At 73.6% G+C, this 22,278-nt stretch carries 24 protein-coding genes and 1 tRNA gene; 13 read left to right on the forward strand and 12 right to left on the reverse strand.

Annotation, left to right across the window (positions count from 1 at the left end; translation table 11 throughout):
• Window positions 1–7 precede the first annotated feature (7 nt).
• Complete coding sequence (locus ACLQ14_RS11265; RefSeq protein WP_425812972.1) at window positions 8–379, forward strand: MerR family transcriptional regulator; 372 nt, start codon at window positions 8–10, stop codon at window positions 377–379.
• A 12-nt stretch (window positions 380–391) separates the two neighbouring features.
• On the opposite strand, the gene ACLQ14_RS11270 is transcribed toward ACLQ14_RS11265, so the two are convergent.
• A tRNA-Lys gene (locus ACLQ14_RS11270) sits at window positions 392–464 on the reverse strand.
• 248 nt (window positions 465–712) lie between these two features.
• Here ACLQ14_RS11270 and ACLQ14_RS11275 point away from each other — a divergent pair.
• Complete coding sequence (locus tag ACLQ14_RS11275; protein WP_425812974.1) at window positions 713–994, forward strand: Fe-S cluster assembly protein HesB; 282 nt, start codon at window positions 713–715, stop codon at window positions 992–994.
• 129 nt (window positions 995–1,123) lie between these two features.
• On the opposite strand, the gene ACLQ14_RS11280 is transcribed toward ACLQ14_RS11275, so the two are convergent.
• Window positions 1,124–1,840, reverse strand: coding sequence for a M50 family metallopeptidase (locus ACLQ14_RS11280; protein ID WP_425812976.1), 717 nt, complete (start codon window positions 1,838–1,840; stop codon window positions 1,124–1,126).
• Between the two features lie 79 nt (window positions 1,841–1,919).
• Between ACLQ14_RS11280 and ACLQ14_RS11285 the strand changes: the two genes are divergently transcribed.
• From ACLQ14_RS11285 to msrB, 3 genes are all read left to right on the forward strand, one after another.
• Window positions 1,920–2,969, forward strand: a complete 1,050-nt coding sequence (locus ACLQ14_RS11285; RefSeq protein ID WP_425812978.1) for an LLM class flavin-dependent oxidoreductase — start codon at window positions 1,920–1,922, stop codon at window positions 2,967–2,969.
• Between the two features lie 193 nt (window positions 2,970–3,162).
• A complete protein-coding gene (locus ACLQ14_RS11290) occupies window positions 3,163–4,680 on the forward strand; it encodes a DEAD/DEAH box helicase (protein ID WP_425812980.1) in 1,518 nt (505 codons plus the stop codon).
• 143 nt (window positions 4,681–4,823) lie between these two features.
• Window positions 4,824–5,267: a peptide-methionine (R)-S-oxide reductase MsrB gene (msrB, locus tag ACLQ14_RS11295; RefSeq protein WP_425812982.1), complete on the forward strand. Its 444-nt coding sequence runs from the start codon at window positions 4,824–4,826 to the stop codon at window positions 5,265–5,267.
• 4 nt (window positions 5,268–5,271) lie between these two features.
• On the opposite strand, the gene ACLQ14_RS11300 is transcribed toward msrB, so the two are convergent.
• From ACLQ14_RS11300 to ACLQ14_RS11310, 3 genes are all read right to left on the reverse strand, one after another.
• Complete coding sequence (locus ACLQ14_RS11300) at window positions 5,272–5,775, reverse strand: MarR family winged helix-turn-helix transcriptional regulator (RefSeq protein ID WP_425812984.1); 504 nt, start codon at window positions 5,773–5,775, stop codon at window positions 5,272–5,274.
• A gap of 72 nt (window positions 5,776–5,847) precedes the next feature.
• Entirely contained in the window at window positions 5,848–7,575 is a 1,728-nt protein-coding gene (locus tag ACLQ14_RS11305; RefSeq protein WP_425812986.1) for an MDR family MFS transporter, read from the reverse strand.
• Window positions 7,572–8,105 carry a MarR family winged helix-turn-helix transcriptional regulator gene (locus ACLQ14_RS11310; RefSeq protein WP_425812988.1) on the reverse strand — a complete coding sequence of 178 codons (534 nt, stop codon included), beginning with the start codon at window positions 8,103–8,105 and terminating at the stop codon, window positions 7,572–7,574. The genes ACLQ14_RS11305 and ACLQ14_RS11310 overlap by 4 nt, the downstream gene beginning before the upstream one ends.
• A gap of 215 nt (window positions 8,106–8,320) precedes the next feature.
• Between ACLQ14_RS11310 and ACLQ14_RS11315 the strand changes: the two genes are divergently transcribed.
• The 3 genes from ACLQ14_RS11315 to ACLQ14_RS11325 all read left to right on the forward strand — a co-directional run bounded on the left by ACLQ14_RS11315 (window position 8,321) and on the right by ACLQ14_RS11325 (window position 10,805).
• The gene (locus ACLQ14_RS11315; protein WP_425813961.1) at window positions 8,321–8,920 is read left to right on the forward strand and encodes a hypothetical protein; all 600 of its coding nucleotides are present in this window, start codon (window positions 8,321–8,323) and stop codon (window positions 8,918–8,920) included.
• A 253-nt stretch (window positions 8,921–9,173) separates the two neighbouring features.
• Window positions 9,174–9,794 carry a DUF47 domain-containing protein gene (locus ACLQ14_RS11320; RefSeq protein WP_425812990.1) on the forward strand — a complete coding sequence of 207 codons (621 nt, stop codon included), beginning with the start codon at window positions 9,174–9,176 and terminating at the stop codon, window positions 9,792–9,794.
• A 6-nt stretch (window positions 9,795–9,800) separates the two neighbouring features.
• Window positions 9,801–10,805 carry an anion permease gene (locus ACLQ14_RS11325; protein ID WP_425812992.1) on the forward strand — a complete coding sequence of 335 codons (1,005 nt, stop codon included), beginning with the start codon at window positions 9,801–9,803 and terminating at the stop codon, window positions 10,803–10,805.
• A 26-nt stretch (window positions 10,806–10,831) separates the two neighbouring features.
• On the opposite strand, the gene ACLQ14_RS11330 is transcribed toward ACLQ14_RS11325, so the two are convergent.
• Window positions 10,832–11,365 (reverse strand): MarR family winged helix-turn-helix transcriptional regulator, encoded by a 534-nt coding sequence (locus ACLQ14_RS11330; RefSeq protein WP_425812993.1) that lies wholly within the window; start codon window positions 11,363–11,365, stop codon window positions 10,832–10,834.
• Between the two features lie 106 nt (window positions 11,366–11,471).
• Here ACLQ14_RS11330 and ACLQ14_RS11335 point away from each other — a divergent pair, with 106 nt between their 5' ends.
• Window positions 11,472–12,104: an FMN-dependent NADH-azoreductase gene (locus tag ACLQ14_RS11335; RefSeq protein ID WP_425812995.1), complete on the forward strand. Its 633-nt coding sequence runs from the start codon at window positions 11,472–11,474 to the stop codon at window positions 12,102–12,104.
• Between the two features lie 47 nt (window positions 12,105–12,151).
• Here the strand turns inward: ACLQ14_RS11335 and ACLQ14_RS11340 are convergent, their stop codons facing one another.
• Genes ACLQ14_RS11340 through ACLQ14_RS11350 form a run of 3 tightly spaced genes read right to left on the reverse strand, consistent with a single transcriptional unit; the run spans window position 12,152 to window position 16,151 of the window.
• Window positions 12,152–12,709: an AAA family ATPase gene (locus ACLQ14_RS11340; RefSeq protein ID WP_425812997.1), complete on the reverse strand. Its 558-nt coding sequence runs from the start codon at window positions 12,707–12,709 to the stop codon at window positions 12,152–12,154.
• Between the two features lie 2 nt (window positions 12,710–12,711).
• A complete protein-coding gene (locus ACLQ14_RS11345; protein WP_425812999.1) occupies window positions 12,712–13,812 on the reverse strand; it encodes an NUDIX domain-containing protein in 1,101 nt (366 codons plus the stop codon).
• Complete coding sequence (locus ACLQ14_RS11350) at window positions 13,809–16,151, reverse strand: RNA degradosome polyphosphate kinase (RefSeq protein WP_425813001.1); 2,343 nt, start codon at window positions 16,149–16,151, stop codon at window positions 13,809–13,811. The genes ACLQ14_RS11345 and ACLQ14_RS11350 overlap by 4 nt, the downstream gene beginning before the upstream one ends.
• An 89-nt stretch (window positions 16,152–16,240) precedes the next feature.
• Between ACLQ14_RS11350 and ACLQ14_RS11355 the strand changes: the two genes are divergently transcribed.
• Window positions 16,241–16,645, forward strand: coding sequence for a hypothetical protein (locus ACLQ14_RS11355; RefSeq protein ID WP_425813003.1), 405 nt, complete (start codon window positions 16,241–16,243; stop codon window positions 16,643–16,645).
• Between the two features lie 19 nt (window positions 16,646–16,664).
• On the opposite strand, the gene ACLQ14_RS11360 is transcribed toward ACLQ14_RS11355, so the two are convergent.
• Window positions 16,665–17,201 (reverse strand): Lrp/AsnC family transcriptional regulator, encoded by a 537-nt coding sequence (locus ACLQ14_RS11360; RefSeq protein WP_425813005.1) that lies wholly within the window; start codon window positions 17,199–17,201, stop codon window positions 16,665–16,667.
• Between the two features lie 135 nt (window positions 17,202–17,336).
• Between ACLQ14_RS11360 and ald the strand changes: the two genes are divergently transcribed.
• On the forward strand, window positions 17,337–18,437 hold the full coding sequence (gene ald / locus ACLQ14_RS11365; protein ID WP_425813007.1) for an alanine dehydrogenase: 1,101 nt from the start codon (window positions 17,337–17,339) through the stop codon (window positions 18,435–18,437).
• A 10-nt stretch (window positions 18,438–18,447) separates the two neighbouring features.
• Here ald and ACLQ14_RS11370 read toward each other — a convergent pair whose 3' ends face one another.
• Together ACLQ14_RS11370 and ACLQ14_RS11375 are read right to left on the reverse strand one after the other, a co-directional pair.
• The gene (locus ACLQ14_RS11370) at window positions 18,448–19,392 is read right to left on the reverse strand and encodes an aldo/keto reductase (RefSeq protein WP_425813009.1); all 945 of its coding nucleotides are present in this window, start codon (window positions 19,390–19,392) and stop codon (window positions 18,448–18,450) included.
• A gap of 157 nt (window positions 19,393–19,549) precedes the next feature.
• On the reverse strand, window positions 19,550–20,026 hold the full coding sequence (locus tag ACLQ14_RS11375; RefSeq protein WP_425813011.1) for an Hsp20/alpha crystallin family protein: 477 nt from the start codon (window positions 20,024–20,026) through the stop codon (window positions 19,550–19,552).
• A 351-nt stretch (window positions 20,027–20,377) separates the two neighbouring features.
• On the opposite strand from ACLQ14_RS11375, the gene ACLQ14_RS11380 reads away from it, so the two are divergent.
• The gene (locus tag ACLQ14_RS11380; protein ID WP_425813013.1) at window positions 20,378–20,968 is read left to right on the forward strand and encodes a TerD family protein; all 591 of its coding nucleotides are present in this window, start codon (window positions 20,378–20,380) and stop codon (window positions 20,966–20,968) included.
• 102 nt (window positions 20,969–21,070) lie between these two features.
• Window positions 21,071–22,276 (forward strand): DUF475 domain-containing protein, encoded by a 1,206-nt coding sequence (locus tag ACLQ14_RS11385; RefSeq protein WP_425813015.1) that lies wholly within the window; start codon window positions 21,071–21,073, stop codon window positions 22,274–22,276.
• Window positions 22,277–22,278 lie beyond the last annotated feature (2 nt).

Below are 22,278 nucleotides of genomic sequence, written 5' to 3' on the forward strand. Positions count from 1 at the left end.
AGCGAACATGACGCAGGTCACAGCCGCAGCGACGATGCGGATCGGGGAGATCTCCGACGCGACGGGCGTCAGCGTGCGGCTCCTGCGGTACTACGAGGAGCAGGGGCTCCTCGCCCCGCGGCGCACCCCGTCGGGCCAGCGCCTCTACGCGGCGGAGGACGTCGAGACCGTCGGTCGCATCCGTCGCCTGCTCGACGCGGGCCTCGGCACCCGCACGATCCGCACGATCCTCGCGTGCGCCTGCGGCGGGGAGGGCGACGTCGAGCCGTGCCTCGACCCGCTGCTCATCGACGAGGTCTCGCGGGTGGACGATCGGCTCGCCGAGCTCGCCGCCCACCGCGGAGCCCTGGTCGGCCTGATCGGCGACCGGGCGGGGTGACGGTGACGACGGTGGGCCCCGTGGGGCTCGAACCCACAACCTACGGATTAAAAGTCCGCAGCTCTGCCAATTGAGCTAGAGGCCCGGGCGCGGCGGACCGCGACCCGCGGCGAGTCTACGTGGGCCGTGGTCCGCCGGGCCGTCGGGCCGGGAGCGGGCGGACCTTACGCGACCCGGTCGTCCCTGTGCACGCCCCGTCCCGCTGAGCGGGAAGATCAGGCCAAAACGCCGCGAAGCGCTTGATCGCGTGTCGCCCCGGATGCTCGGGTGGACACGACAGCGAGGCCCCGCGCACGACCGAGCGGGCGCCTCCACGGCAACGAGAGGAGCACCATGCTCACCCTGACCGAGAACGCCCGTACCGCCGTCGTCGGACTCGCCTCCCAGGCCGGGGTCGGACCGGACGGCGGCCTGCGCATCGCGGAGTCGCCGACCGTCGCCGGCAGCCTCGAGCTCGCTGTCGTACCCGCACCGCAGGAGGACGACCAGGTCGTCGTCGAGGACGACGCCCGCGTGTTCGTCGAGTCCACGACCGCCCCGGCGCTCGCGAACCTCACGCTCGACACCGACCCGGCGGCGTCCGGGACGGCGTTCGTGCTCGCGCCGCAGCCGTGACGGCTCCGCAGACCTGACCCCGCGGGGTCGCACGAAGGCCCGACGGCGCAGCGCGCGTCGTCGGGCCTCTGTGCGTCTGGCTCTGTGCGTCCGGCTCCGTGCGCCTCCGTCGGCGGCGGGAGCCGAGGGTCACGGCCAGAGCCAGCGCCCGCCGAGCACCGCGCAGCCCACGGTGATCAGGCCGAACAGGATCACCCAGCAGATCCCGGGCAGGCCCGTGAGCCGTGCGAGCAGGTCGGCGTCCGACGAGCGCGCGCGTCCGCGCGAGCGGTCGGCCTGCAGCTCGACGACGGGCCGCACCGCACCGAGCAGCAGGAACCAGCTGAGCGTCCAGGCGATGCCGACCTGCCACTCGACGTCGAGCCACCAGGTGACCACGAACAGCAGCGCGCCCGTCACGAGGACCGACCACAGCCCGTACCAGTTGCGGATCTGCAGCAGCAGGAGCGTCAGCGCGACGAGCACGAGCCACAGCATCCCGACGCCGTACCCGCGGCTCGTGAGCCACGCGGCGCCCAGCCCCAGCACGCCCGGCCCGACGTAGCCGGCGAACCCGGTCGCGACCATCCCGAAGCCGCGCGTCCGCCCCTTCGAGACGGTGAGGCCCGAGGTGTCGGAGTGGAGTCGGATGCCGGCGAGGCGCCGCCCGCACAGCACGGCGACGAGGCCGTGCGAGCCCTCGTGCGCGATGGTCACGACGTTCCGCGCGACCCGCCACACGGGCGTCACGAGGACGACGAGCGCGGCCACCGCCGCGGCGGTGAACGCGACCCGCGCGTCGGGGGCCGGGGCGACGGTGGTGGCGCGATGCCAGATGTCGGAGAGGACGTCGGTCACGGCGCCCATCGAACCATGCCCTCCGGGGCGCCCCCTGGGGCGTTCCCACGGTCGGAATGCCGCGGGCGCCCGGGAGGTTGCCCCGAGCATGACCGACCGTGCGCTCCGGCTGTCCGTGCTCGACCTCGTCCCCGTCCGCTCCGACCAGTCGACGGCCGACGCCCTCGCGGCCACGGTCGCGCTGGCCAGGACGGCCGACGACCTCGGCTTCACCCGCTACTGGCTGGCCGAGCACCACAACATGCGCGCGGTCGCGGCGACCAACCCGCCGGTCCTCATGGCGCTCGTCGGGTCGGCGACGTCCCGGATCCGGGTCGGGTCCGGTGGCGTGATGCTGCCCAACCACGCGCCGCTCGTCGTCGCGGAGCAGCTCGCGCTGCTCGAGGCGGCCTTCCCCGGCCGTGTCGACCTCGGCCTCGGCCGCGCGCCCGGCAGCGACCCCGTGACGAGCCACCTGCTGCGCCGCGGCGTCCGCCCCGACGACGGCGTGGACTCGTTCCCGGACGACGTCGCCACCGTCGCGGGGCTGCTCGCGCCCGGTGGCGTGTCGCTCGCGCTCGGCTCCCAGCGGTACGACCTGGCGGGCACACCGAAGGCCACGACCGAGCCCACGATCTGGCTCCTCGGCTCCTCGATGTACTCGGCGCAGCTCGCCGCCGCGAACGGCCTGCCGTACGTGTTCGCCAACCACTTCGGAGGAGGCGGGACGCTCGAGGCCCTCGCGGCGTACCGGTCGCAGTTCCGGCCGTCGGAGCGCCTCGCCGAACCCGTGACGATCGGCGTCGTGAACGCCGTGGTGGCCGAGACCACCGAGGAGGCGCGCCGGCTCGCGCTGCCGCAGGTCCGCAGCATGTGGCGCCTGCGCTCGGGCGGCCCGCTCGCCCCGCAGGAGCTCGTCGAGGAGGCCGACGCCACGCCGCTCGCGCCCGCCGACCAGGCGGCGGCCGACCGGTTCGCGCAGACGTGGATCGTCGGTTCGCCCGAGGAGGCGGCCGCGCGGCTCCGCGCCGTCGCCGACGAGCTGCGCACCGACGAGATCATGGTCGCCCCGGTCGCGGGCGCGCACGAGGGCACGGACGCCACGGCGTCGCCGGCCCGCGAGGAGACGCTGCGGCTGCTGGCGTCGGCCCTGCTCTGAGGTCTTCCCCAGGTCGGTGTGGGACACTGGTGGTGAGGCAGCGCGATTCCCGCGCGCCTGACGTCGTGGAGATTCCCCCGAAGACTCGCGCGGCGACCCACGACCTACCCAACCCGTCCCACGGTCCGTCCGGACCGCGAGCGCATTCCCGCGCCCGACGATCGGACCGACCCGGACGCGAGAGGCCTTCTTCATGACTTCCCGTTTCTCCGACTTCCCCCTGCCCGCCGCCGTCGTGCGGACGCTGGCCGACCAGGGCATCGAGTCCCCGTTCCCCATCCAGACGGCGACGCTCCCCGACACGCTCGCCGGCCGCGACGTGCTCGGCCGCGGCCGCACCGGCTCCGGCAAGACGCTCGCGTTCTCGCTCCCCGTCGTCACGCGCCTCGCGGAGACCGCCCAGGCCAACCGCCGTCAGGCCCGTCGCCCCCGCGCGCTCGTCCTGGCGCCGACCCGTGAGCTCGCCAACCAGATCGACGCGACCCTCGCGCCCCTCGCGGCCGCGCTCGGCCTGCGGACCACGACGGTCTTCGGCGGCGTCGGGCAGGGCAAGCAGGTCGCCGCGCTCGACGCGGGCGTCGACGTGCTCGTCGCGTGCCCCGGCCGGCTCGAGGACCTCCTCAACCAGCGGCTCCTCACGCTCGACGGCATCGAGATCACCGTGCTCGACGAGGCCGACCACATGGCCGACCTCGGCTTCCTGCCGGGCGTCAAGCGGATCATGGACCGCACCCCGAAGCAGGGTCAGCGGCTCCTGTTCTCCGCGACCCTCGACAACGGGGTGGACAAGATCGTCCAGCGCTACCTCCACGCGCCCGTCACCCACGCGGTCGACCCGGCCGCCGCGCCCGTCGCCGAGATGACGCACCACGTCCTGCTCCTCGCCGACGCCGGCGTCAAGAAGCAGCTCGTCCACGACCTCGCGTCGGGCACCGGGCGTCGCGTGCTGTTCATGCGGACCAAGCACCAGGCCAAGAAGCTCGCCAAGCAGCTCACCGCCGACGGCGTCCCCGCCGTCGAGCTGCACGGCAACCTCGGCCAGGGGGCGCGTGAGCGCAACCTCGAGGCGTTCACGTCGGGCGCGGTCAAGGTCCTCGTCGCCACGGACATCGCGGCGCGTGGCATCCACGTCGACGAGGTCGAGCTCGTCGTCCACGTCGACCCGCCCGCCGAGCACAAGGCGTACCTGCACCGCTCGGGCCGTACCGCCCGTGCCGGCTCCGGCGGCGACGTCGTGACGCTCGTCCTGCCCGAGCAGACCGGCGACGTCAAGGACCTGCTCCGCAAGGCGCGCATCACCGCGACCCCGCGGCGCACCGCCGCCGGCGACCCCCAGGTCGCGGCGCTCGTCGGCGAGCGCGCCCCGTACGTCGCGCCCGTCGCGCCGCCCGCCCCCGCCCAGCGCGGCGGGTCGAAGCCCGCGGGCGCGCCGTCGTCGTCGGGCGGCAGCTCGTCCGGGCGCCGTCGCCGCGGCCGCGGCGGGAACCCGCAGGGCGGCGGCCAGCCGTCGCAGCGCGGCGGATCGCAGGGCGGCTCGGCCCCGCGCACGACGGCGCAGCGCACCACCGCGCAGGCCGGCACCTCGCGCGGCGGCTCGGCCGCCTCGGCGGGTGGCTCGGCGGCCGGCGGCGGTCGTCGTCGCGGCGGGCGCGGCCGTGCCCAGCGCGGCACCGGCAGCCCGAGCGTCTACTCGACCTCCACCCCGCGCTGACCCGCGGCGCCCCGCGCGCCCGCGAGATACCGAAGAACGGCCGAGATACCGAGTTCGCCTCGGTATCTCGGCCGTTCTTCGGTATCTCGGCGGGGTGGAACACGGGGATCCGGCCTACGGTTGGAACACCGGAGGTGGACCCCATGTCCCTGAACGACCTGTTCTCGCAGCCCAGCCCCGCGAACGGCTACGAGGTCACCAAGTCCGACGCCGAGTGGCGCGCCGAGCTGGATCCGCAGGAGTACGCGGTGCTGCGGCACGCGGCGACGGAGCGTCCGTGGACGGGCGAGCTCCTCGACGAGAAGCGCACCGGCGTCTACCGGTGTCGCGCGTGCGGCCAGGAGCTCTTCCGCTCGGACACGAAGTTCGACTCGCACTGCGGCTGGCCCAGCTTCTTCAAGCCGGAGGACTCGGACGCCGTCGAGCTGATCGAGGATCGCACGCTCGGCATGCTGCGCACCGAGGTGCGCTGCGCACGCTGCGGCTCGCACCTGGGGCACGTGTTCGACGACGCGCCCCAGACCCCGACCGGCGACCGCTACTGCATGAACTCCGTCTCGCTGAGCTTCGAGCCGGTCGACGCCTGAGGCGTCACGACCGGCGGGCCCGCACCTCGTCGACGCTCGCGCTGTAACGGGCGAGCAGGTCGGCGAGGGCGGAGACGTCGTCGTCGGGCCAGTCCGAGAACACCTGGGACAGGTAGTCGAGGCGCGCGGCGAGCGCGGCCTCGACGTGGGCGCGGCCGGAGTCGGTCGCGGTCAGGAGCTGCCCGCGGTTGTCCTCCGGGTCGACGGCGCGGTGGATCAGGCCGAGCTCGTCGAGGCGGCTCAGCTGGCGCGAGATGGTGGCCCGGCCGATGCCGAAGCGTCGGGCGAGCTCGGTGGCGTGGACGCCCGGCTCCGCGGTGATGATCGCGAGGAGCGGGTACGCGCTCGCGTCGAGGTCGGGGTGGATGCGTCGGGCGAGCTCGGACTGGGCTGCCGCGGCACGGCGCAGCACGATGCGGAGCTCCTGCTCGACTCGGTTGAGGGGCGCTCGGGCGGCGGTGCCCGGGGTCGCGGCCGGGCTGGGACCGGCGGTGCTGCCAGTAGTCATGCGGCCATTGTGACGGCAACGGGGCAGCTCTCACCACAGTGAGAGCCGCCCCGTCGTGCCAGGACGCGAACTTCAGCCCCGGTGGGTGCCCTGCGCGGGGCCGGCCGGGACCTCGTCGGGCTCCTCGGAGCTGACGGGCGCGACGACCGACATCGCGGTGTCGAGCTCGGCCCGGTGCTCCGCACCGGCTGCGGAGAGCTCGCCGGCGGCGTCGTTCTCCTCCTGCAGGAGCTCCACGCCGGACTTCGTGCCGAGCGGGATCTCCTTGAGCAGGAGGCACGCGATGACGGTCACGAGCGCCAGCGGCGCGGCGATCAGGAACACGTGGGCGACGCCGTCGCCGTACGCCTGCTCGACGACCGTGCGGACCGGGCCGGGGAGCTTGTCCACCTCGGGGAGGGTCCCGCCGCCCGAGAGACCGGCGTCGACGCCCAGCTTGGCGAGACCCGAGGAGATCTGGTCGGTGACCTTCGTGGTCAGCGCGGCGCCGAGGACCGAGACCCCGATGGTGCCGCCGAGCGTCCGGAAGAACGCGACGGTCGCCGTGCCCGAGCCGACCTCGTGGACGTCCAGGGTGTTCTGGACGGCGAGGACGAGGTTCTGCATGAGCATGCCGACGCCGATGCCGAGGATGGCGAGGAAGATGCCGACGGTGACGAAGCTCGTCTGGTAGTCGATGGTCGACATGAGCAGGAGCCCCGTCGTGAGCAGCGCGCCGCCCGCGACCATGAAGTACTTGTAGCGGCCGGTGCGGGCGATCAGGTTCCCGACGACGATCGACGACAGGAGCATGCCCGCGACCATCGGGATGGTCAGGAGCCCGGACTCGGTCGGGGTGCGGCCCTTCGCGATCTGGATGTACTGGCTCAGGAACACGGTCGAGCCGAACATGGCCACGCCGACCGCGATGCTGGCGATGACGGCGAGGACGAACGTCCGGTTCTTGAACAGGTGCATGGGGATGATCGCCTGCGTGCCGAGGCGCTGCTCGACGACGACGGCCACGGCGAGCAGCACGAGCGCGCCGCCGACCATCGCGAACGTCTGCCAGGACAGCCAGTCGTAGTTGGTGCCGGCGAACGTGACCCACAGGAGCAGCAGGGCGACGCCCGCGGCGATCAGGGACGCGCCCCAGTAGTCGATCCGCGCGCCGCCGCGGGAGCGCTTGGGCAGGTGCAGCGTCTTCTGCAGGACGGCGATCGCGATGACCGCGAAGGGGAGCCCGACGAAGAAGTCCCAGCGCCAGCCGACCGAGTCGGTGAGGACGCCGCCGAGGATCGGGCCGCCGACCATCGAGATGCCCATGACGCCGCCCATGAGGCCCATGTACTTGCCGCGTTCGCGCGGGGAGACGATGTCCGCGATCAGCACGGTGCCGAGCGCGGTCAGGCCACCGGCGCCGATGCCCTGGAAGGCGCGGAACACGATCAGCTCGCCGACGTTCTGCGACAGGCCCGCCGCGGCCGCGGACAGGACCGCGATGACCATCGCGACCTGGATCAGCAGCTTGCGGTTGGTCATGTCGGCGAGCTTGCCCCAGATGGGCGTGGCGATCGTCGTGGTCAGGAGGGTCGCGGTGACGACCCAGGTGTAGGAGCTGCCGGAGCCGTCGAGCTCGGAGACGATCCGGGGCAGGGAGGACGACACGACGGACGTCGCGAGGAGCGCGACGAACATCCCGAGGAGGATGCCCGACATCGCCTCGAGGGTCTCGCGCCGCGTCATGGCGGGCTTCTCGGTGGCGCGCCCGGTCGACGAGGGTGAACCCTCGGCGACCGTCGCTTCGGAGGTGGTGGTCATACGGTCCTGCTCTTTCCGGTCGTGGCACGGTGGTCAGGGGTGTCGTGGTGTCGGACGACGCTGTCCGCGATCTTGCGGAGCTGCAGGACGGCGTCCTGCAGCTCGTCCGGGGACCAGTCCCCGAAAACTCCTCGGGCCTGCTCGCGCCAGGCGCCGAACGCCTCGGCGGCGAGCGTCCGCCCGCTGTCGGTGAGGGCGAGCGTCCGGGCCCGCCGGTCGTCCTCGTCGACCTCGCGGACGACGTGGCCCTCGCGCACGAGGGCTCCGACCTGGCGGCTGGCCACGGACACGTCGATGCGCATCGCGTGCGCGAGGTCGCCGATCTGGATCGGCACCTCGTTCTTCTCCAGGATCCGCAGGACGGCGAGGCTCGACCGGGTGCACCCCAGGCCGCGCGCCGTCGCCGTCGCCGACTCCCGCTGCGCCCGCCCGAGCTCCTCGAGCGCGCCCAGGAGACCGTCGACGGTCGCCGCGTCGGCGTGCGGGCCGGACTTGCGGGACCGCGGTTCGACGGGGGTGAGAGTGGTCATGGTGCCTGCCTGTTCGCTGCCTGCCGCTGGGGCGATCCCGCTCGGATCGAGCGTCGCCCCAACGTTTGCTCCTAGCAAGGATATAACGCTTGCTTGCATCAAGCAACTAGAGTCGGCTGTGCCCCCCGCCCTGCCGTCTCGGCAGGGGCGCGTGCGAGGCTGGAGGCATGACGCTGCCCCCCGACGGCCGCAGCCGGCGGCCCCGCCGGCCCGCGATGCTCGACCCCCGTGAGGCCGACGAGATCCCTGGCGACCTCGACCCCGCGCTGCGCGACCAGGTCGCCCACACGACGGCCGCGGCGCTCGTCCGCGGCGCGCGGGAGAGCGAGGACCCCGCCGTCGTCGACCGGCTCGTGAGCCTCGTCGAGCGTGAGGGGCTCGACGTCGTCGCGGGCCTGTGGTCGAACGCGGCGCCCGCGAGCCTCCCGGGCGCCCTCTGGCGCCTGTACGCGCTGCGCGAGTGGGTGCGGCGCGACGGCGAGATCGTGGCGCTGCGCTACCGGCTGGGCGTCCACGCGGCGCCCGTGGCCGAGGTCGTCGCGGGCGTCGCCGGCCCTCCCGGGCCGGACGAGGTGCGCCGGCTCGCCGACGACGTCCTCTCCGGCGTCTACACCGGCGACCTCGCGGTGGCGCTCGAGCGCGCGGGCGCGTTCTGCCGCATCCTCGCCATCGGCGCCACGCACGACGCCGACGCCCGCGACGACCTCGACGCGGACTGGGCGCGCCGCCTGACCCGGGGCGCCGCGTCGCTGCAGGGGACCGCCGAGGACCTCGAGCACGCCGCCTCGCTCTGGCGTCAGGGCAAGCTCGAGTGACCCGAGCGGGCCCGGGCACCGCCGCCCGGGCCGTAGGATGGAGGCGCGACACCGGGTCGCGGTAGCCCCGGGCTCCACACTCAGCCGCTACGAGCGGCCTTCGCGCCGACAGGCGCTCTGCGGCCCGGTGTCGCGCTCACCAGCACGCGACACGCCACGGTTACAAGGCGCCCCGACCGCTCCGTTACATTGGAACCGTCCTGCGGGGCGACGACTCGCGCGTAGCCCCTCGCACCCCCCTCCGGAGCCCACCGTGCCCCTGCGCCTGACGCCGCGCGACACCACCTTCTTCGACCTGTTGACGGAGCTCGCCCAGCACCTCGTGACGGGGTCGAACCTGCTCGCCGAGATGCTCGGCGCGGACCGGCCCGAGCGCAAGGAGCTCGCGAAGCGGCTCAGCGAGGCGGAGCACGACGCCGACGAGTCGACGCACTCGATCATGCGTCGCCTGAACCAGACGTTCGTCACCCCGTTCGACCGCGACGACATCTACGAGCTGACGTCGTCGCTCGACGACTGCATGGACTTCATGGAGGAGGCGGCGGACCTCATCGTCCTGTACCGGATCGGGGAGCTGCCCGCGCGCGTGTCCGACCAGGTCCAGGTGCTGCAGCGCGCCGCCGAGCTCACCGCCGAGGCCATGCCCCGGCTGCGCGGCATGAACGACCTTGCCGAGTACTGGGTCGAGGTCAACCGGCTCGAGAACCAGGCCGACAAGGCGCACCGGAAGCTCCTCGCCGAGCTGTTCGACAACGTCTCCGACCCGATCGAGCTCATGAAGCTCAAGGAGATCGTGGAGATCCTCGAGGCTGCGGCCGACGGTTTCGAGAAGGTGGCGAACACCGTCGAGACCATCGCGCTCAAGGAGTCCTGAGCCCCGGTGGAAGCGGCACTCGTCGTCGTCATCGTCGCGTTCGCCCTCGGGTTCGACTACACCAACGGCTTCCACGACGCGGCGAACGCAATCGCGACGTCCGTCTCGACGCGGGCCCTGACGCCCCGCGTCGCGCTCGCCATGGCGGCCGTCATGAACTTCGTCGGAGCCCTGCTCGGCACGGCCGTCGCGGAGACCATCGCCAAGTCGATCGTCGACCTCGGCGACGCCTCCAACAGGGTTTCGCTCACCGTCATCGTGTGCGCGCTGATCGGGGCGACCTGCTGGAACCTCATCACCTGGTGGTTCGGGCTCCCGTCGTCCTCGACGCACGCGTTGATCGGCGGCCTCGTCGGTGCGGGGCTCGTCGGCGGGCTGGGCATCTACTGGAGCTCGGTCGTCGACAAGGTCGTCCTGCCGATGGTCTTCTCGCCGCTCATCGGCTTCGTCCTCGCGTTCGGGGTGATGCTCGGCATCCTGTGGGTCCTGCGGAACGCGGCACCGGCCAAGACCTTCCGGCGGTTCCGGCTGGCCCAGACGGTCTCGGCGTCCGCGATGGCGCTCGGCCACGGCCTGCAGGACGCGCAGAAGACGATGGGCGTCATCTACCTCGCGCTCCTCACCGTCGGGTGGGCCGACCCCAACGCGGGCATCCCGCTCTGGGTCAAGATCTGCGCGGCGAGCGCGATCTCGCTCGGCACGTACTCGGGAGGCTGGCGCATCATGCGCACCCTCGGGCGCAAGATCATCGAGGTCGACCCGGCGCGCGGGTTCGTCGCCGAGTCGGTCTCCGCCACGGTGCTCTACGTCAACGCGTTCGCGCTCCACGCGCCGGTCTCGACGACGCACACCGTGACGTCGGCGATCATGGGCGTCGGCGCGACCAAGCGGCTCAGCGCCGTGCGCTGGGGCGTCGCCAAGAACATCATGCTGGCGTGGGTGCTGACGCTGCCGGCCGCCGCGGCCGTGGCCGCGCTGTTCTACGTGGTGCTGCGCCCGTTCCTGACCTAGCGGGAGCCCCGGGCTCCGGGGCGCCGTCAGCAGACGGTGGTGCCGGACGGGCCGGCTCCGCAGGGCGTGTCGCCGAGCGCCGCGGCGACGTCGGGGTCGACCCTGCCGACGATCGCCCGGGCCGCGTCGCCCAGCTGTGCGAGCTGCTCGGGAGCGAGCGCGTCGACGACGAGCCGTCGGACCTCGCGGACGTGGGCCGCCGCGACGGTCCGCAGGTGCGCCTCGCCCGACCGGGTCAGGAGGGCGCTCGTCCGGCGGCCCGCCTCGGCGCAGCTGACGCGCTCGACCCAGCCCGCCCGCTCCAGGCGCGTCACGGCGTGCGAGAGGCGTGACGCCGACCCCTGGGCGCTGAGCGCGAGGTCGGTCATCGGCAGGACGCCGCCGGGCGACGCCGCGAGCGCGGCGAGCACGTGGTACTCGTACATGTTCATGCCGGCGTCGCGCTTGAGCTGGTTGTCGAGGGCCGTGGGGAGCGTCGCGAGGAGCGCGACGAGCGCCGTCCACGCCTCGACCTGGGCGTCCGACAGCGCGGGGGCCGTCTCGGTCGCCTGCGTGCTCATCCTCCCAGTCTACCGAAGTTGAACATTCAAGTCGGATGGGCGTAGCGTGCCACTTGAATGTTCAACTCGAACGTCGGGCCGCCTCGGCCCGCGGACAGGAGCCCCCATGAACGTCCTCCGCGTGGATGCCAGCATCCAGGGCCCGGCGTCGGCCAGCAGCGCGCTCGCCGACCTCGTCACGAGCGAGCTGACCCAGGCGCGGCCCGAGGCCACCGTCGTGCGGCGCCACCTCGGCTCCGAGCCGCTCCCCGCCGAGGCCTGGCCGGCGGCGATCGCCGGGCAGTTCACCCCGGAGGCGGACCGGACCCCGGCCCAGCTCGAGGCGCTGGCCCTCGCGACGTCGATCGCGGACGAGCTGCGCGCGGCCGACGTCGCCGTGCTCGCGCTCCCGCTGTACAACTGGGGCGTCTCGCAGCACGTCAAGACGTGGATCGACCTCGCCATCGCCGGCAGCAGCGCCGGCACGCCGCTGCTCCAGGGCACGCCCACGGTCCTCCTCGCGACGCGCGGCGGGTCGTACCAGCCGGGCACGCCCAAGGAGGGCTGGGACCACAGCGTCGCCTACCTCCGGCGCATCCTCGGCGAGGTCTGGCAGGCCGACCTGACCGTCGTCGAGCGCGAGCTCACCCTCGCCGGGGTCAACCCCGCGATGGACGACTTCCTCGAGGCCGCGCAGCTCATCAAGAAGGAGGCCGAGACCGCGGCCGTCGACGCCGGCCGGGCGCTCGCGTCCCGCTGACCCCCCCCCGGCCCCGGGCCGCGGCCGACGGTGCCGCGCGTCGGGCCTCAGCCGGACGTCGCGACGGCCGAGGTGAGACGCGCGAGCGTGGCGTCGACGTCGCCCGGGACGCTCGTGATCCGGAGCGTCCCGGGCCGCGTCGCGGCGTAGGCGTCGACCGCGGCGGTCAGCTCGGTCAGCCGTTCGACGGTCGGCTCGCCCTCGAGCGCCGACCACGGGTCGGCGTCGCCGTCGGGCGGGCGCGCGCCGATCCGCGCGGCCAGCCTGCGGGCGAGGTCGTCGGGCTCGGCGGTGAGCACCACCTCGACGAAGCGCGCGCCCGCGACCGTGGCGAGGCCGTCGAGCTCGTCGGCGAGCTCCGGGCGGGTGAGCAGCTGTGGCACGACGACGTCGCCGCCCGCCTCGAGCTGCGCCCACGCTGCTGCCACGGCGAGCCTGCGAGCCCGGAGCCCCGCGGCCCCGACGTCGTCCTGCCAGGCGCCGAGCAGTCCGCGGATCCGGTCGACGTCCAGGACGAGCGTGAGCGGGCGGGCGTCGGCCCACCGGTGCGCGAGCGTGGACTTGCCGGTCCCTGGCGCACCGCCCAGAAGGAGGATCGTCGGCACGGTCAGATGGTCGGGGCGATCGTCTCGGCCGCGGCCACGCGCGGGCCCTTCGCGGTGAGGGCGACGTGCGCGACCAGCGCCTCGCCCGGCTCCAGGTACGGGTCCTTCTGCGGCAGGGCGTCCGCGACGCTGCGGCCGGTGTGCTCGGCGAGCACGTCGAGGACGGTCGGCAGCACCGGCCGGTGCGTGCACAGGACCGACGACTCCTCGGCCTCGAGGAGCTCCCGGACGACCGCCGCGACGCGCGACGGCGCCTTCTCGTGCTGGGCCTCGGTGAGCCTGTCGTGCCGCCGGGGCGCCAGTCCCGAGGCGGCGGCGTACGGGGCGACGGTCTGGGCGCAGCGCGACCAGCGGCTCGTCAGCACGTCCCGCACCCCGTACGCCGCGAGGACGGGCACGAGGGCGGCGGCCTGCGCCCAGCCGATCGGCGTGATCGGCCGCGCGTGCTCCTTGCCGGCCCACTGCGAGCGGGCCAGCGCGCTGCCGTGCCGCGCCACGATCACTGCGTGCGTCCCGAGGCGGCCGTGCGCGTGCGCCTCCACGAGGGCGACGAGCGGCTGCCGGTCGGCGGTGCGGGTCAGCCGCCGCGCCGCCTCCTCGACGCCGAGCCACTCGGTGGTGTCGATCTCGTCCGGGTCGACGGGCGCGACCGGGTGGCGTGCCCGCAGGGCCGGGCCGTCGGCGTCGGCGGCGGTGCGGGCCGCCCAGTAGTGCACCCGCTTCACGCGCCCGTCGGGCACGAGGTACTGCAGTCCCGGCAGCGGCTGCCCCAGCACGACGGCGTGGCCCGTCTCCTCCTGGACCTCACGCACGGCCGTCGTCGCCCGCGACTCGCCCGGGTCGACCTTCCCCTTGGGCCAGGACCAGTCGCCGTACCGGGGCCGGTGCACCAGCAGCACCTGGAGCTCGCGGCGCCGCTCGCGCCACACCAGGGCGCCCGCGGCCTCGATGAGCCGCGACCGTGGCCTGGGGAGCGTGCCGGGCTGCGTCATCTCGACCGGCGTCAGGACGGCGGGCCGCCGCGACGTCGCCTTGCTCGGCTTGGGCGACGAGTACGGCACGGCGAGCACGGTGCCCGCCACGGGCTTGGGGTCGCCCGTCACGACCCGACCGCCCGCGCCGACGACAGCTGGGCGCGCTGGCGCTGGATCAGCACGTCCTGCAGGTCGGCGAGGGGCTTGCCGTCGTCGCCGCGGTCGTGGCGCACCCAGGTCCCGTCGGGCAGCAGGTGCCAGCTGCTCGTCGCGTCGGACATCGACAGGTCGAAGAGCTCGAGGAGCTCGTCGATGTGGCCGGGGTCCTTGAGCCGGACCAGCGCCTCGACGCGGCGGTCGAGGTTGCGGTGCATGAGGTCGGCGGACCCGATGAAGATCTCCGGACCCGGGGCGGCGCCGTCGGAGGTTCCGGTGACGGCGGGGGCGTCGTCGGGCTCCCCGCCGGAGTTCGCGAACGCGTAGATCCGCGAGTGCTCCAGGTAGCGGCCCAGGATCGACCGGACCCGGATCGTCTCCGACAGCCCCGGCACGCCGGCACGCAGCGCGCAGATGCCCCGGACCACCAGGTCGACCGGGACGCCGGCCTGCGAGGCCCGGTACAGCGCGTCGATCGTGGCCTCGTCGACGACCGAGTTGACCTTGATCTTGACCCACGCCTCGCGGCCCGCCAGCGCGGCGCGGCGCTCGCGCTCGATCCGCTCGACCAGGCCCGTCCGCACCGCGCGCGGCGCCACGAGGAGCCGGTGGAAGGTCGAGCGCGGGGCGTAGCCCGACAGCTGGTTGAACAGGCGCGTGAGGTCCTGCCCGACGTCCGGGTCGCACGTGAGCAGCCCGAGGTCGGTGTACAGGCGGGCCGTCTTCGGGTTGTAGTTCCCCGTGCCGACGTGGCAGTAGCGCCGCAGCGAGCCGTCCGGCTCCTGCCGGACGACGAGCGCGAGCTTGCAGTGCGTCTTCAGCCCCACGATCCCGTACACGACGTGCACGCCCGCCTGCTCGAGCTTGCGGGCCCACTCGATGTTCGCCTGCTCGTCGAACCGGGCCTTGATCTCGACGAGAGCCAGCACCTGCTTGCCGGCCTCGGCCGCGTCGATGAGCGCGTCGACGATGGGCGAGTCGCCCGACGTGCGGTACAGCGTCTGCTTGATCGCGAGGACGCGCGGGTCGGCCGCCGCCTGCTGGACGAACGTCTGGACCGACGTCGAGAACGAGTCGTACGGGTGGTGGAGCAGGATGTCCTGCTCGCGGATCGCCGCGAAGATGTCCGTCGGCAGCGCGGACTCGACCTCGGCGAGCTGGCGGTGCGTCGTCGGGACGAACCGGGGGTAGTGGAGCTCGGGGCGCTCGAGGTCCGCGATGAGGTTGAGGCCCGTGAGGTCGAGCGGCGCGGGCAGCGTGTAGACCTCGGACGCGTCCATGCCGAGCTCCCGGATCAGCAGCTCGCGGATGCGCGGGCTGATGCCCTCGGCGAGCTCGAGCCGCACGGGCGGGCCGAACCGGCGCCGCAGCAGCTCCTTCTCCATGGCCTTGAGGAGGTTCTCGGCGTCGTCCTCCTCGACCTCCACGTCCTCGTTGCGGGTCACGCGGAACGTGTGGTGCTCCAGCACCTCCATCCCGGGGAAGAGCTGGTCGAGGTGCTGCCCGATGACCTCCTCGAGGGGCACGAACGACGTGGGGCCCTTCTCCGGGTCCGCGGTCTGCGTGCTCGGCGCCGACGGGCGGCCCCGCGCGTCGACCGCGATGAAGCGGGGCAGCAGCGGCGGGATCTTGACGCGGGCGAAGTGCTCCTTGCCGGTCGTCGGGTTCACGACGACGACCGCGAGGTTGAGCGAGAGACCCGAGATGTAGGGGAAGGGGTGCGCCGGGTCGACGGCGAGCGGCGTCAGGACGGGGAAGATCTGCTTGCGGAAGTACTTGCGCAGCCGGTCCTGCTCGTGCTCGGAGAGCTCGTCCCAGTGCACCAGCGTGATGCCCTCGCCGACGAGCGCCGGCTGCACCTGCTCGCGGAACACCCGCGCGTGCTCGTCCATGTGCGCGTGGGCGTGCTCGCTGATCACCTCGAGGACCTGGTGCGGGGAAAGGCCCGACGCCGCCGTCATCGCGATGCCCGTGGCGATGCGGCGCTTCAGGCCGGCGACGCGGACCATGAAGAACTCGTCCAGGTTCGACGCCACGATGGCCAGGAACCGGACGCGTTCGAGGAGGGGGAGCGCGTCGTCCGCGGCCAGCTCCAGGACCCGGCGGTTGAACGCCAACCAGCTGACCTCGCGGTCGAGGAAACGGTCGTCCGGCAGCTCGGGGAGCGACTCGTCCAGCCGGGCGATCCCGGCGGCGAGCGCGGCGGGAGCGTCCGCCGCTCCGTCGTCGGCGATGTGCTCCGCGATGTGGGCGGCAAGCTCGGGCTCGAGCGTCGCCTGGGTCCCCGCGGTGGCGGCGGTGCTCTCAGTCATGCACTCATCGTGGCACCGAATCGTGAACACCGGGTGACGTGGTTCACGGCGCGTGCTCCGGGGACGCGCTCACCTGCCAGGATGTCGGCATGGCGCGCGCGGAACGGCTGGAGACGACGGTGCGGCTCGTCCACGCGCCCGCCGACGGACGCTCCTACGCGGTGTCCGCGCACCTCGACGCGGTTCTCGACGAGGGGCGCCGCGTCGTCCTGCTCGACGACCGCGGCTGGAGCACCACCGCCTTCGGCCCGGTCGACCCGCCGGGCCTGTGGGGACGCGAGACCGCAGCGGAGCTCGAGGAGACCGCGCGCGTCGTCGTGGGGCCCGACGAGCCCGCGCCCGGGCGCACGCGCGAGGAGGAGGACGCCCTGCACTGGGCCGCGCTCGCGGCGCGCCTCGGCGGGGAGGGCGTCGTCGTGGACGGCGCCGGGCTCGCCCGGCTGCCGCACGACGTCGTGCTCGACGAGCGGCTGCTCGCCCGACTCCGGCCCTGAGCGCGGCGCCGCGCGCCGCTCAGGACAGAGGCCCGCGCAGCTCGTCGAACCCGTCGGCGTCGCCCCAGTGGTCGAGCCCGCGCAGGTGGTCGAAGACGATCTGCGTGTGGGTCGACGCGACGACCGGGTCGCTGGACAGCGGGCCGGCCACGAAGTCCCGCAGCTGCTCGGGCGACGTCGTGACGACGCGCACGAGGAAGTCGTCCTGGCCGCCCACGAAGAACACGTCGAGGACGTTCGGGTGCCGCGCCATCTTGGAGGCGAACGTCTTGATGACGGTGCGTGCCTGCGCGCGGAGCCGCACGGACACGATCGCCTGCAGCGGCAGCCCGACGGCGCGGTAGTCGACGTCCGCGTGCGACGCGCCGAGCACCCCGGCGCTGCGCAGCGCGCGGACCCGGGCGTGCGTCGTCGACGGCGCGACGTGGAGGCGGTCCGCCAGAGCCGCGTTGGTGAGGTCCGCGTCGCGCGCGAGCTCCCAGAGGATCTGCTCGTCGAGGTCGTCGAGGCGAACGTCCTGCTCCGTGCGGCCTCCTCGCGCGTCCGCTCGCGGCATCTTCTGCGCTCCTCGGGCTGTTCGTCGAAGGATCTTCGCCCCCGGCCTGGGCCACGGGACGTTCTTCCTAGTGTGGCGCGTATCACCACCAGGTGCCGGGCGCGCCGTGCCGTCCGGTCAGTCGAGGGAGTCGTCATGCGCATCGGAGTTCCCGCCGAGGTCAAGGACCACGAAGGCCGCGTCGCGCTCACGCCCGCCGGGGCGCAGGATCTGGTGCGCGCCGGCCACACCGTCACGGTGCAGCGGGGCGCCGGGCTGGGGTCCGCCCTGGCCGACGACGCCTACACGGCCGTCGGCGCCCGGCTCGGGTCCGTCGACGAGGCGTGGGGCGCGGACCTCGTCCTCAAGGTCAAGGAGCCGGTCGCGTCCGAGTACGGGTACCTGCGCCCCGACCTCACCCTGTTCACCTACCTGCACCTGGCCGCGGACCTGCCGCTCGTCGACGCGCTGCTCGCGGCCCGCACGACGGCGCTCGCGTACGAGACCGTGCAGCTCGCCGACGGCAGCCTGCCGCTGCTCGCGCCGATGAGCGAGGTCGCCGGGCGGATGTCCGTCGTCGCGGGGGCCTACCACCTGCTCGGGGCGCAGGGCGGCTCCGGGACCCTGCTCGGCGGCGTGCCGGGCGTGCGGCCCGCGAACGTGGCGATCATCGGCGGCGGGTCGGCGGGCCTCGAGGCCGCGCGCCAGGCCGTCGCGCTGGGTGCCCGGACGACCGTGCTCGACCTCTCGCTGCCGCGGCTGCGCGAGATCGACGCCCTGTTCCAGGGGCGGGTCGCGACCGTCGCGTCCTCCGCGTACGAGGTCGAGCGGACGCTGCTCGACGCGGACCTCGTCGTCGGGGCCGTCCTCGTCCCCGGCGCCCGGGCGCCCCGGCTCGTCAGCCACGACCTGGTGGCGCGCATGAGGCCGGGCAGCGTGCTCGTCGACGTCGCGATCGACCAGGGGGGCTGCTTCGAGGACTCGCACCCGACGACGCACGCCGACCCCACCTTCCGCGTCGAGGGTTCGGTGTTCTACTGCGTGGCCAACATGCCCGGCGCGGCGGCGGCCACCGCGACGCCCGCGCTCACCAACGCCACGCTGCCCTACGTGCGCGAGCTCGCCGGCCGGGGCTGGCGCGCCGCCGTCGCCGACGACCCCGCCCTGGCCCACGGACTCAGCACCGTGGACGGGAAGGTCGTGCACCCGGCCGTCGCGGCCGCCGTCGCGCGACGGGGGACGACCGTCCCGGCCTGACGCGCTGCGCTCAGCCGCGCGGCGCGGTGGCCTCCGACAGGCGGGCCAGCTCGTCGGCGTCGAGCTCCACGCGCGCCGACTCGAGCAGCGTCGCGACCTGCTCGACGTTCCGACCGCTCGCGATCGGGGCCGCGACCGCGTCCTGCTGCCGCAGCCAGGCGAGCGCGACCGCGGCGACGCTCGTCGCGTGGGCGGCGGCGACGTCGTCGAGGAGCGAGAGGAGCTCGACGTTGCGCGGGTCGTCGAGGTACGTGGCGGCCTTCCCGGCCCGCGGCGAGTCGACGGGCGCCCCGCCCGCGCGGTACTTGCCCGTGAGGAACCCGGCGGCGAGCGAGTGGTACGGCGCCTCGACGATCCCCAGCTCGCGCAGCGTCGGCACGAGCTCCGCCTCGACGGCGCGCTCGACGAGCGACCAGCGGTCCTGCGCGACGGTGAAGGGCGTGAGGCCCTCGGCCTCGGCGATCTTGGCGGCGGAGACGAGGCGGTCGGCCGAGAAGTTCGACGCGCCGAGCTCGCGGACCTTGCCCTCGCGGACGAGCGCGTCGAACGCGGCGAGGTACTCCTCCTGCGGCACGTCGGCGTCGTCGCGGTGCGCGTAGTAGAGGTCGAGGTGGTCCGTCCGCAGGCGGCGCAGCGAGTCCTCGACGGCGGCCCGGATGTTTGCCGGGGACAGGCCGGGGCGGGTCGCGAGCGAGTAGACCTTGGTGGCGATCTCGACGCGGTCGCGGTTCCCGCGCGACGCGAGCCACTCGCCGATGATCGCCTCCGACTCGCCGCCCGAGTTGCCCGGCACCCAGGCCGGGTAGACGTCGGCGGTGTCGATGGCCCGGCCGCCGCCGTCGACGAACGCGTCGAGGACGCGGAAGCCCTCGTCGCGGTCGGTGGTCCACCCGAAGACGTTGCCGCCCAGGACGACGGGGCCGAGGTCGAGCCGGGTGCGGGTCTGGTGGGTCATGGTTGCTCCGATGCTCGCTGGTCCCTGCACCAGGTGCCAACCGCGCGGCCGGGGCAACGTTTCCCGGCGGCGCGCTCCAGCCGTGTGGCGTGCGTCACGGTGCGCCCGCGCCCCCGGCGCCCCGGCCGTCCTGCCGGGGCGCCGGCGGCTGATTCCGTCAGTCCGCGTCGGCCGCGACGACGGGCGCGGCGCCCGTCTCGACCGTGACGCGGTGCGTCGTCGGGCCGGCGAGCACGCCGCCGACCGTGACGGCGAGGACGCCGGCGTCGTAGCGGGCTGTGACGTCGTCGCCGGACGCTGCGCGGGGCAGCGTCACGCCGCGGCGGAACGACCCGTAGCGGGTCTCGCGGACCCTCGGCGTGTCGGCGGCGCCGTCGGCGTCGTGAGCCCGGGCGTCCTTGCGCTCGCCCGAGACGACGAGGCGGCGCCCCTGGACCTCGACCGACACGTCCTCGGCCGGGTCGATGCCCGGGAGGTCGAAGCGGGCGACGAGGTCGTCTCCGTCGCGGTACACGTCGGCGGCGGGGGAGAAGCCGTCCGCCTCGCGGCGGTCGGCCGTGCGAACCGGTCGGCCCGTCCAGAGGTCGCGGAACAGGCGGTCGACGTCGGTGTAGCCGGTGAGCGTTGCAGTCATCGTGGTCTCCTTCGTGCGGGGCCGGAGCGGCCCGGTCTGACCACGACAACCTTGAGCGAGGGCCGCTCAATCCCGGTTCGGGTACGCCCAGGACGAACGCCCGGCGCACGACGACGCGACCGTCGTGGCGTGCGGGTGGTCGACGCCGATCGCGACCACGACCGTCGCGGGTGAAAAGTCATCAAGAAGCGGGATATGACGGACGAACCGTCCTTGTGACGCTCCGAACCAGACTGATACCTTGAGCCACCATCTTGGGGGGTAGGGCCGAAAAAACGTCGTTCGCGGCGTTCGTCGCGTTCGCTCCCTTCTCGAGCGACACCGGCGCGACGCGCCAGACGGAGGACCAGCATGGCCGTGAGCCTCGCCAAGGGCGGCAACATCTCCCTCGAGAAGGTCGCGCCGGGTCTCGTCCACGCGGTCGTCGGCCTGGGGTGGAACCCGCGCGTGACCGACGGCGTCGACTTCGACCTCGACGCGTCGGCCATCCTCGTGGGAGACGACGGTCGCGCCCTCTCGGACGAGGACTTCGTCTTCTACGGCAACCTCCAGGACCCCCGGGGCTCGGTCGTCCACCTGGGCGACGAGCGCGTCGGCGGTACCGAGGGCGCCGACGACGAGACCATCACCGTCGACCTGCCGGCGCTCGACCCGCGCGTCGCGCGCATCGTCGTCGTCGCGAGCATCTACGACGCGGACAAGCGCGGCCAGAACTTCGGCCAGGTCTCGGGCGCCTACATCCGCGTGTACGACGGCGACGACCCGACCGACGACGCCAAGGTCGTCCTCTTCGACCTGGGCGAGGAGGCCTCGACCGAGACTGCCCTCGTGTTCGGCGAGATCTACCGGCACGCCGGCGACTGGAAGTTCCGCGCCATCGGGCAGGGGTACTCGTCGGGGCTCGCGGGGGTCATCCGCGACTACGGGCTCCAGGCGAGCTGACCGCCCCTCCTCGGACGACCCGCCGCCCCGGCTCCGCCGAGCGCGCTCCACCTCCCCCCGCTCCACCGTCGCGCCGCGCGCGCGGCAGAGAAGAGAACCCCCGTGCACACCGTCCGCCACTTCAAGTGGGACCTCGTGGTGATGCTGGCCGCGCTCGCGGTCGCGTTCGTCTACCAGGGGTGGGGCGCCGTCTGGCTCGCGGCCATCCTCATCGTCGTCGAGATCGTGTTCTCGTTCGACAACGCGGCCGTCAACGCCAAGTACCTCGCTCGGCTCAACGACGCCTGGCAGCGCATCTTCCTCACGGTCGGCGTGCTCGTCGCCGTCGTGGGGATGCGCCTCGTGTTCCCGTTCGTGATCGTCTGCCTCACGGGCAGCGTGAGCCCGGCCGAGGCGATCCGCCTCGCACTCGAGAAGGGCGACCCCGACACAGCGGGCACGTACGGGTACATCCTCAACCAGGCGCACCCCGCGATCGCCGCGTTCGGCGGGATCTTCCTGCTCATGCTGTTCCTGGACTTCCTCTTCGACACCGAGCGCGACTCGACGTGGCTGTCGTGGATCGAGAAGCCGCTGCTCAAGGTGGGCCGGCTCGACCAGCTCAGCGTCATCGTCGCCGCCGTGATCCTCCTGGTCGCGTCCCAGACCCTCGTGCACGGCGACGAGCAGTCCACGGTGCTCTTCGCGGGCCTCCTCGGCCTCGTGACCTACCTCGCCGTCAACGGGCTCGCGTCCGTGATGGAGGACAAGGAGGCGGAGAAGGCCGAGGCGCTCGCGGAGTCCGGCGCCGAGGAGGGCCCGGGCCTGGGCGCGCAGGTCGCGCTCGCCGGCAAGGCCGCGTTCTCGCTGTTCGTGTTCCTCGAGGTGCTCGACGCCTCGTTCAGCTTCGACGGCGTGATCGGGGCGTTCGCGATCACCCCCGACCCGGTCATCATCGCGCTGGGCCTCGGCGTCGGTGCGCTGTTCGTTCGGTCGATGACCGTCTACCTCGTCCGCCAGGGCACGCTCGCCGAGTACCGGTTCCTCGAGCACGGCGCCCACTGGGCGATCGGCGCGCTCGCGCTGCTGCTCGTGGTGACGCTGCGGTTCGAGATCCCGGACGTCGTCGTCGGGCTCGTGGGCATCGCGTTCATCGTCGCGGCCATCCTCACGTCGGTCTCCGCCAACCGCCGCGAGGAGGCCGAGCTCGCAGCGATCGTCGACGTCGAGGACGTCCCCGCGCCCGGCATCTTCGCGTCGCGACCGGCGTCCGTCGACGACGCGGCCCCGGCCACGCCCGTCGCCGCCGGCGTCGACAGCGAGGCCTGACC

Source organism: Luteimicrobium sp. DT211, assembly GCF_049844995.1.
Taxonomy (GTDB): Bacteria; Actinomycetota; Actinomycetes; order Actinomycetales; family Cellulomonadaceae; genus Luteimicrobium.

Coding starts and splice junctions, on each gene's coding strand:
- ald (WP_425813007.1), top strand. CDS start 17,337: ATGCGCATCGGAGTTCCCGCCGAGGTCAAGGACCACGAAGGCCGCGTC.
- ACLQ14_RS11300 (WP_425812984.1), bottom strand. CDS start 5,775: ATGACTACTGGCAGCACCGCCGGTCCCAGCCCGGCCGCGACCCCGGGC.
- ACLQ14_RS11355 (WP_425813003.1), top strand. CDS start 16,241: ATGGCGCGCGCGGAACGGCTGGAGACGACGGTGCGGCTCGTCCACGCG.
- ACLQ14_RS11310 (WP_425812988.1), bottom strand. CDS start 8,105: ATGACCACTCTCACCCCCGTCGAACCGCGGTCCCGCAAGTCCGGCCCG.
- msrB (WP_425812982.1), top strand. CDS start 4,824: ATGTCCCTGAACGACCTGTTCTCGCAGCCCAGCCCCGCGAACGGCTAC.
- ACLQ14_RS11370 (WP_425813009.1), bottom strand. CDS start 19,392: ATGACCCACCAGACCCGCACCCGGCTCGACCTCGGCCCCGTCGTCCTG.
- ACLQ14_RS11265 (WP_425812972.1), top strand. CDS start 8: ATGACGCAGGTCACAGCCGCAGCGACGATGCGGATCGGGGAGATCTCC.
- ACLQ14_RS11360 (WP_425813005.1), bottom strand. CDS start 17,201: ATGCCGCGAGCGGACGCGCGAGGAGGCCGCACGGAGCAGGACGTTCGC.
- ACLQ14_RS11375 (WP_425813011.1), bottom strand. CDS start 20,026: ATGACTGCAACGCTCACCGGCTACACCGACGTCGACCGCCTGTTCCGC.
- ACLQ14_RS11305 (WP_425812986.1), bottom strand. CDS start 7,575: ATGACCACCACCTCCGAAGCGACGGTCGCCGAGGGTTCACCCTCGTCG.
- ACLQ14_RS11315 (WP_425813961.1), top strand. CDS start 8,321: ATGCTCGACCCCCGTGAGGCCGACGAGATCCCTGGCGACCTCGACCCC.
- ACLQ14_RS11335 (WP_425812995.1), top strand. CDS start 11,472: ATGAACGTCCTCCGCGTGGATGCCAGCATCCAGGGCCCGGCGTCGGCC.
- ACLQ14_RS11280 (WP_425812976.1), bottom strand. CDS start 1,840: ATGGGCGCCGTGACCGACGTCCTCTCCGACATCTGGCATCGCGCCACC.
- ACLQ14_RS11350 (WP_425813001.1), bottom strand. CDS start 16,151: ATGACTGAGAGCACCGCCGCCACCGCGGGGACCCAGGCGACGCTCGAG.
- ACLQ14_RS11275 (WP_425812974.1), top strand. CDS start 713: ATGCTCACCCTGACCGAGAACGCCCGTACCGCCGTCGTCGGACTCGCC.
- ACLQ14_RS11380 (WP_425813013.1), top strand. CDS start 20,378: ATGGCCGTGAGCCTCGCCAAGGGCGGCAACATCTCCCTCGAGAAGGTC.
- ACLQ14_RS11290 (WP_425812980.1), top strand. CDS start 3,163: ATGACTTCCCGTTTCTCCGACTTCCCCCTGCCCGCCGCCGTCGTGCGG.
- ACLQ14_RS11285 (WP_425812978.1), top strand. CDS start 1,920: ATGACCGACCGTGCGCTCCGGCTGTCCGTGCTCGACCTCGTCCCCGTC.
- ACLQ14_RS11330 (WP_425812993.1), bottom strand. CDS start 11,365: ATGAGCACGCAGGCGACCGAGACGGCCCCCGCGCTGTCGGACGCCCAG.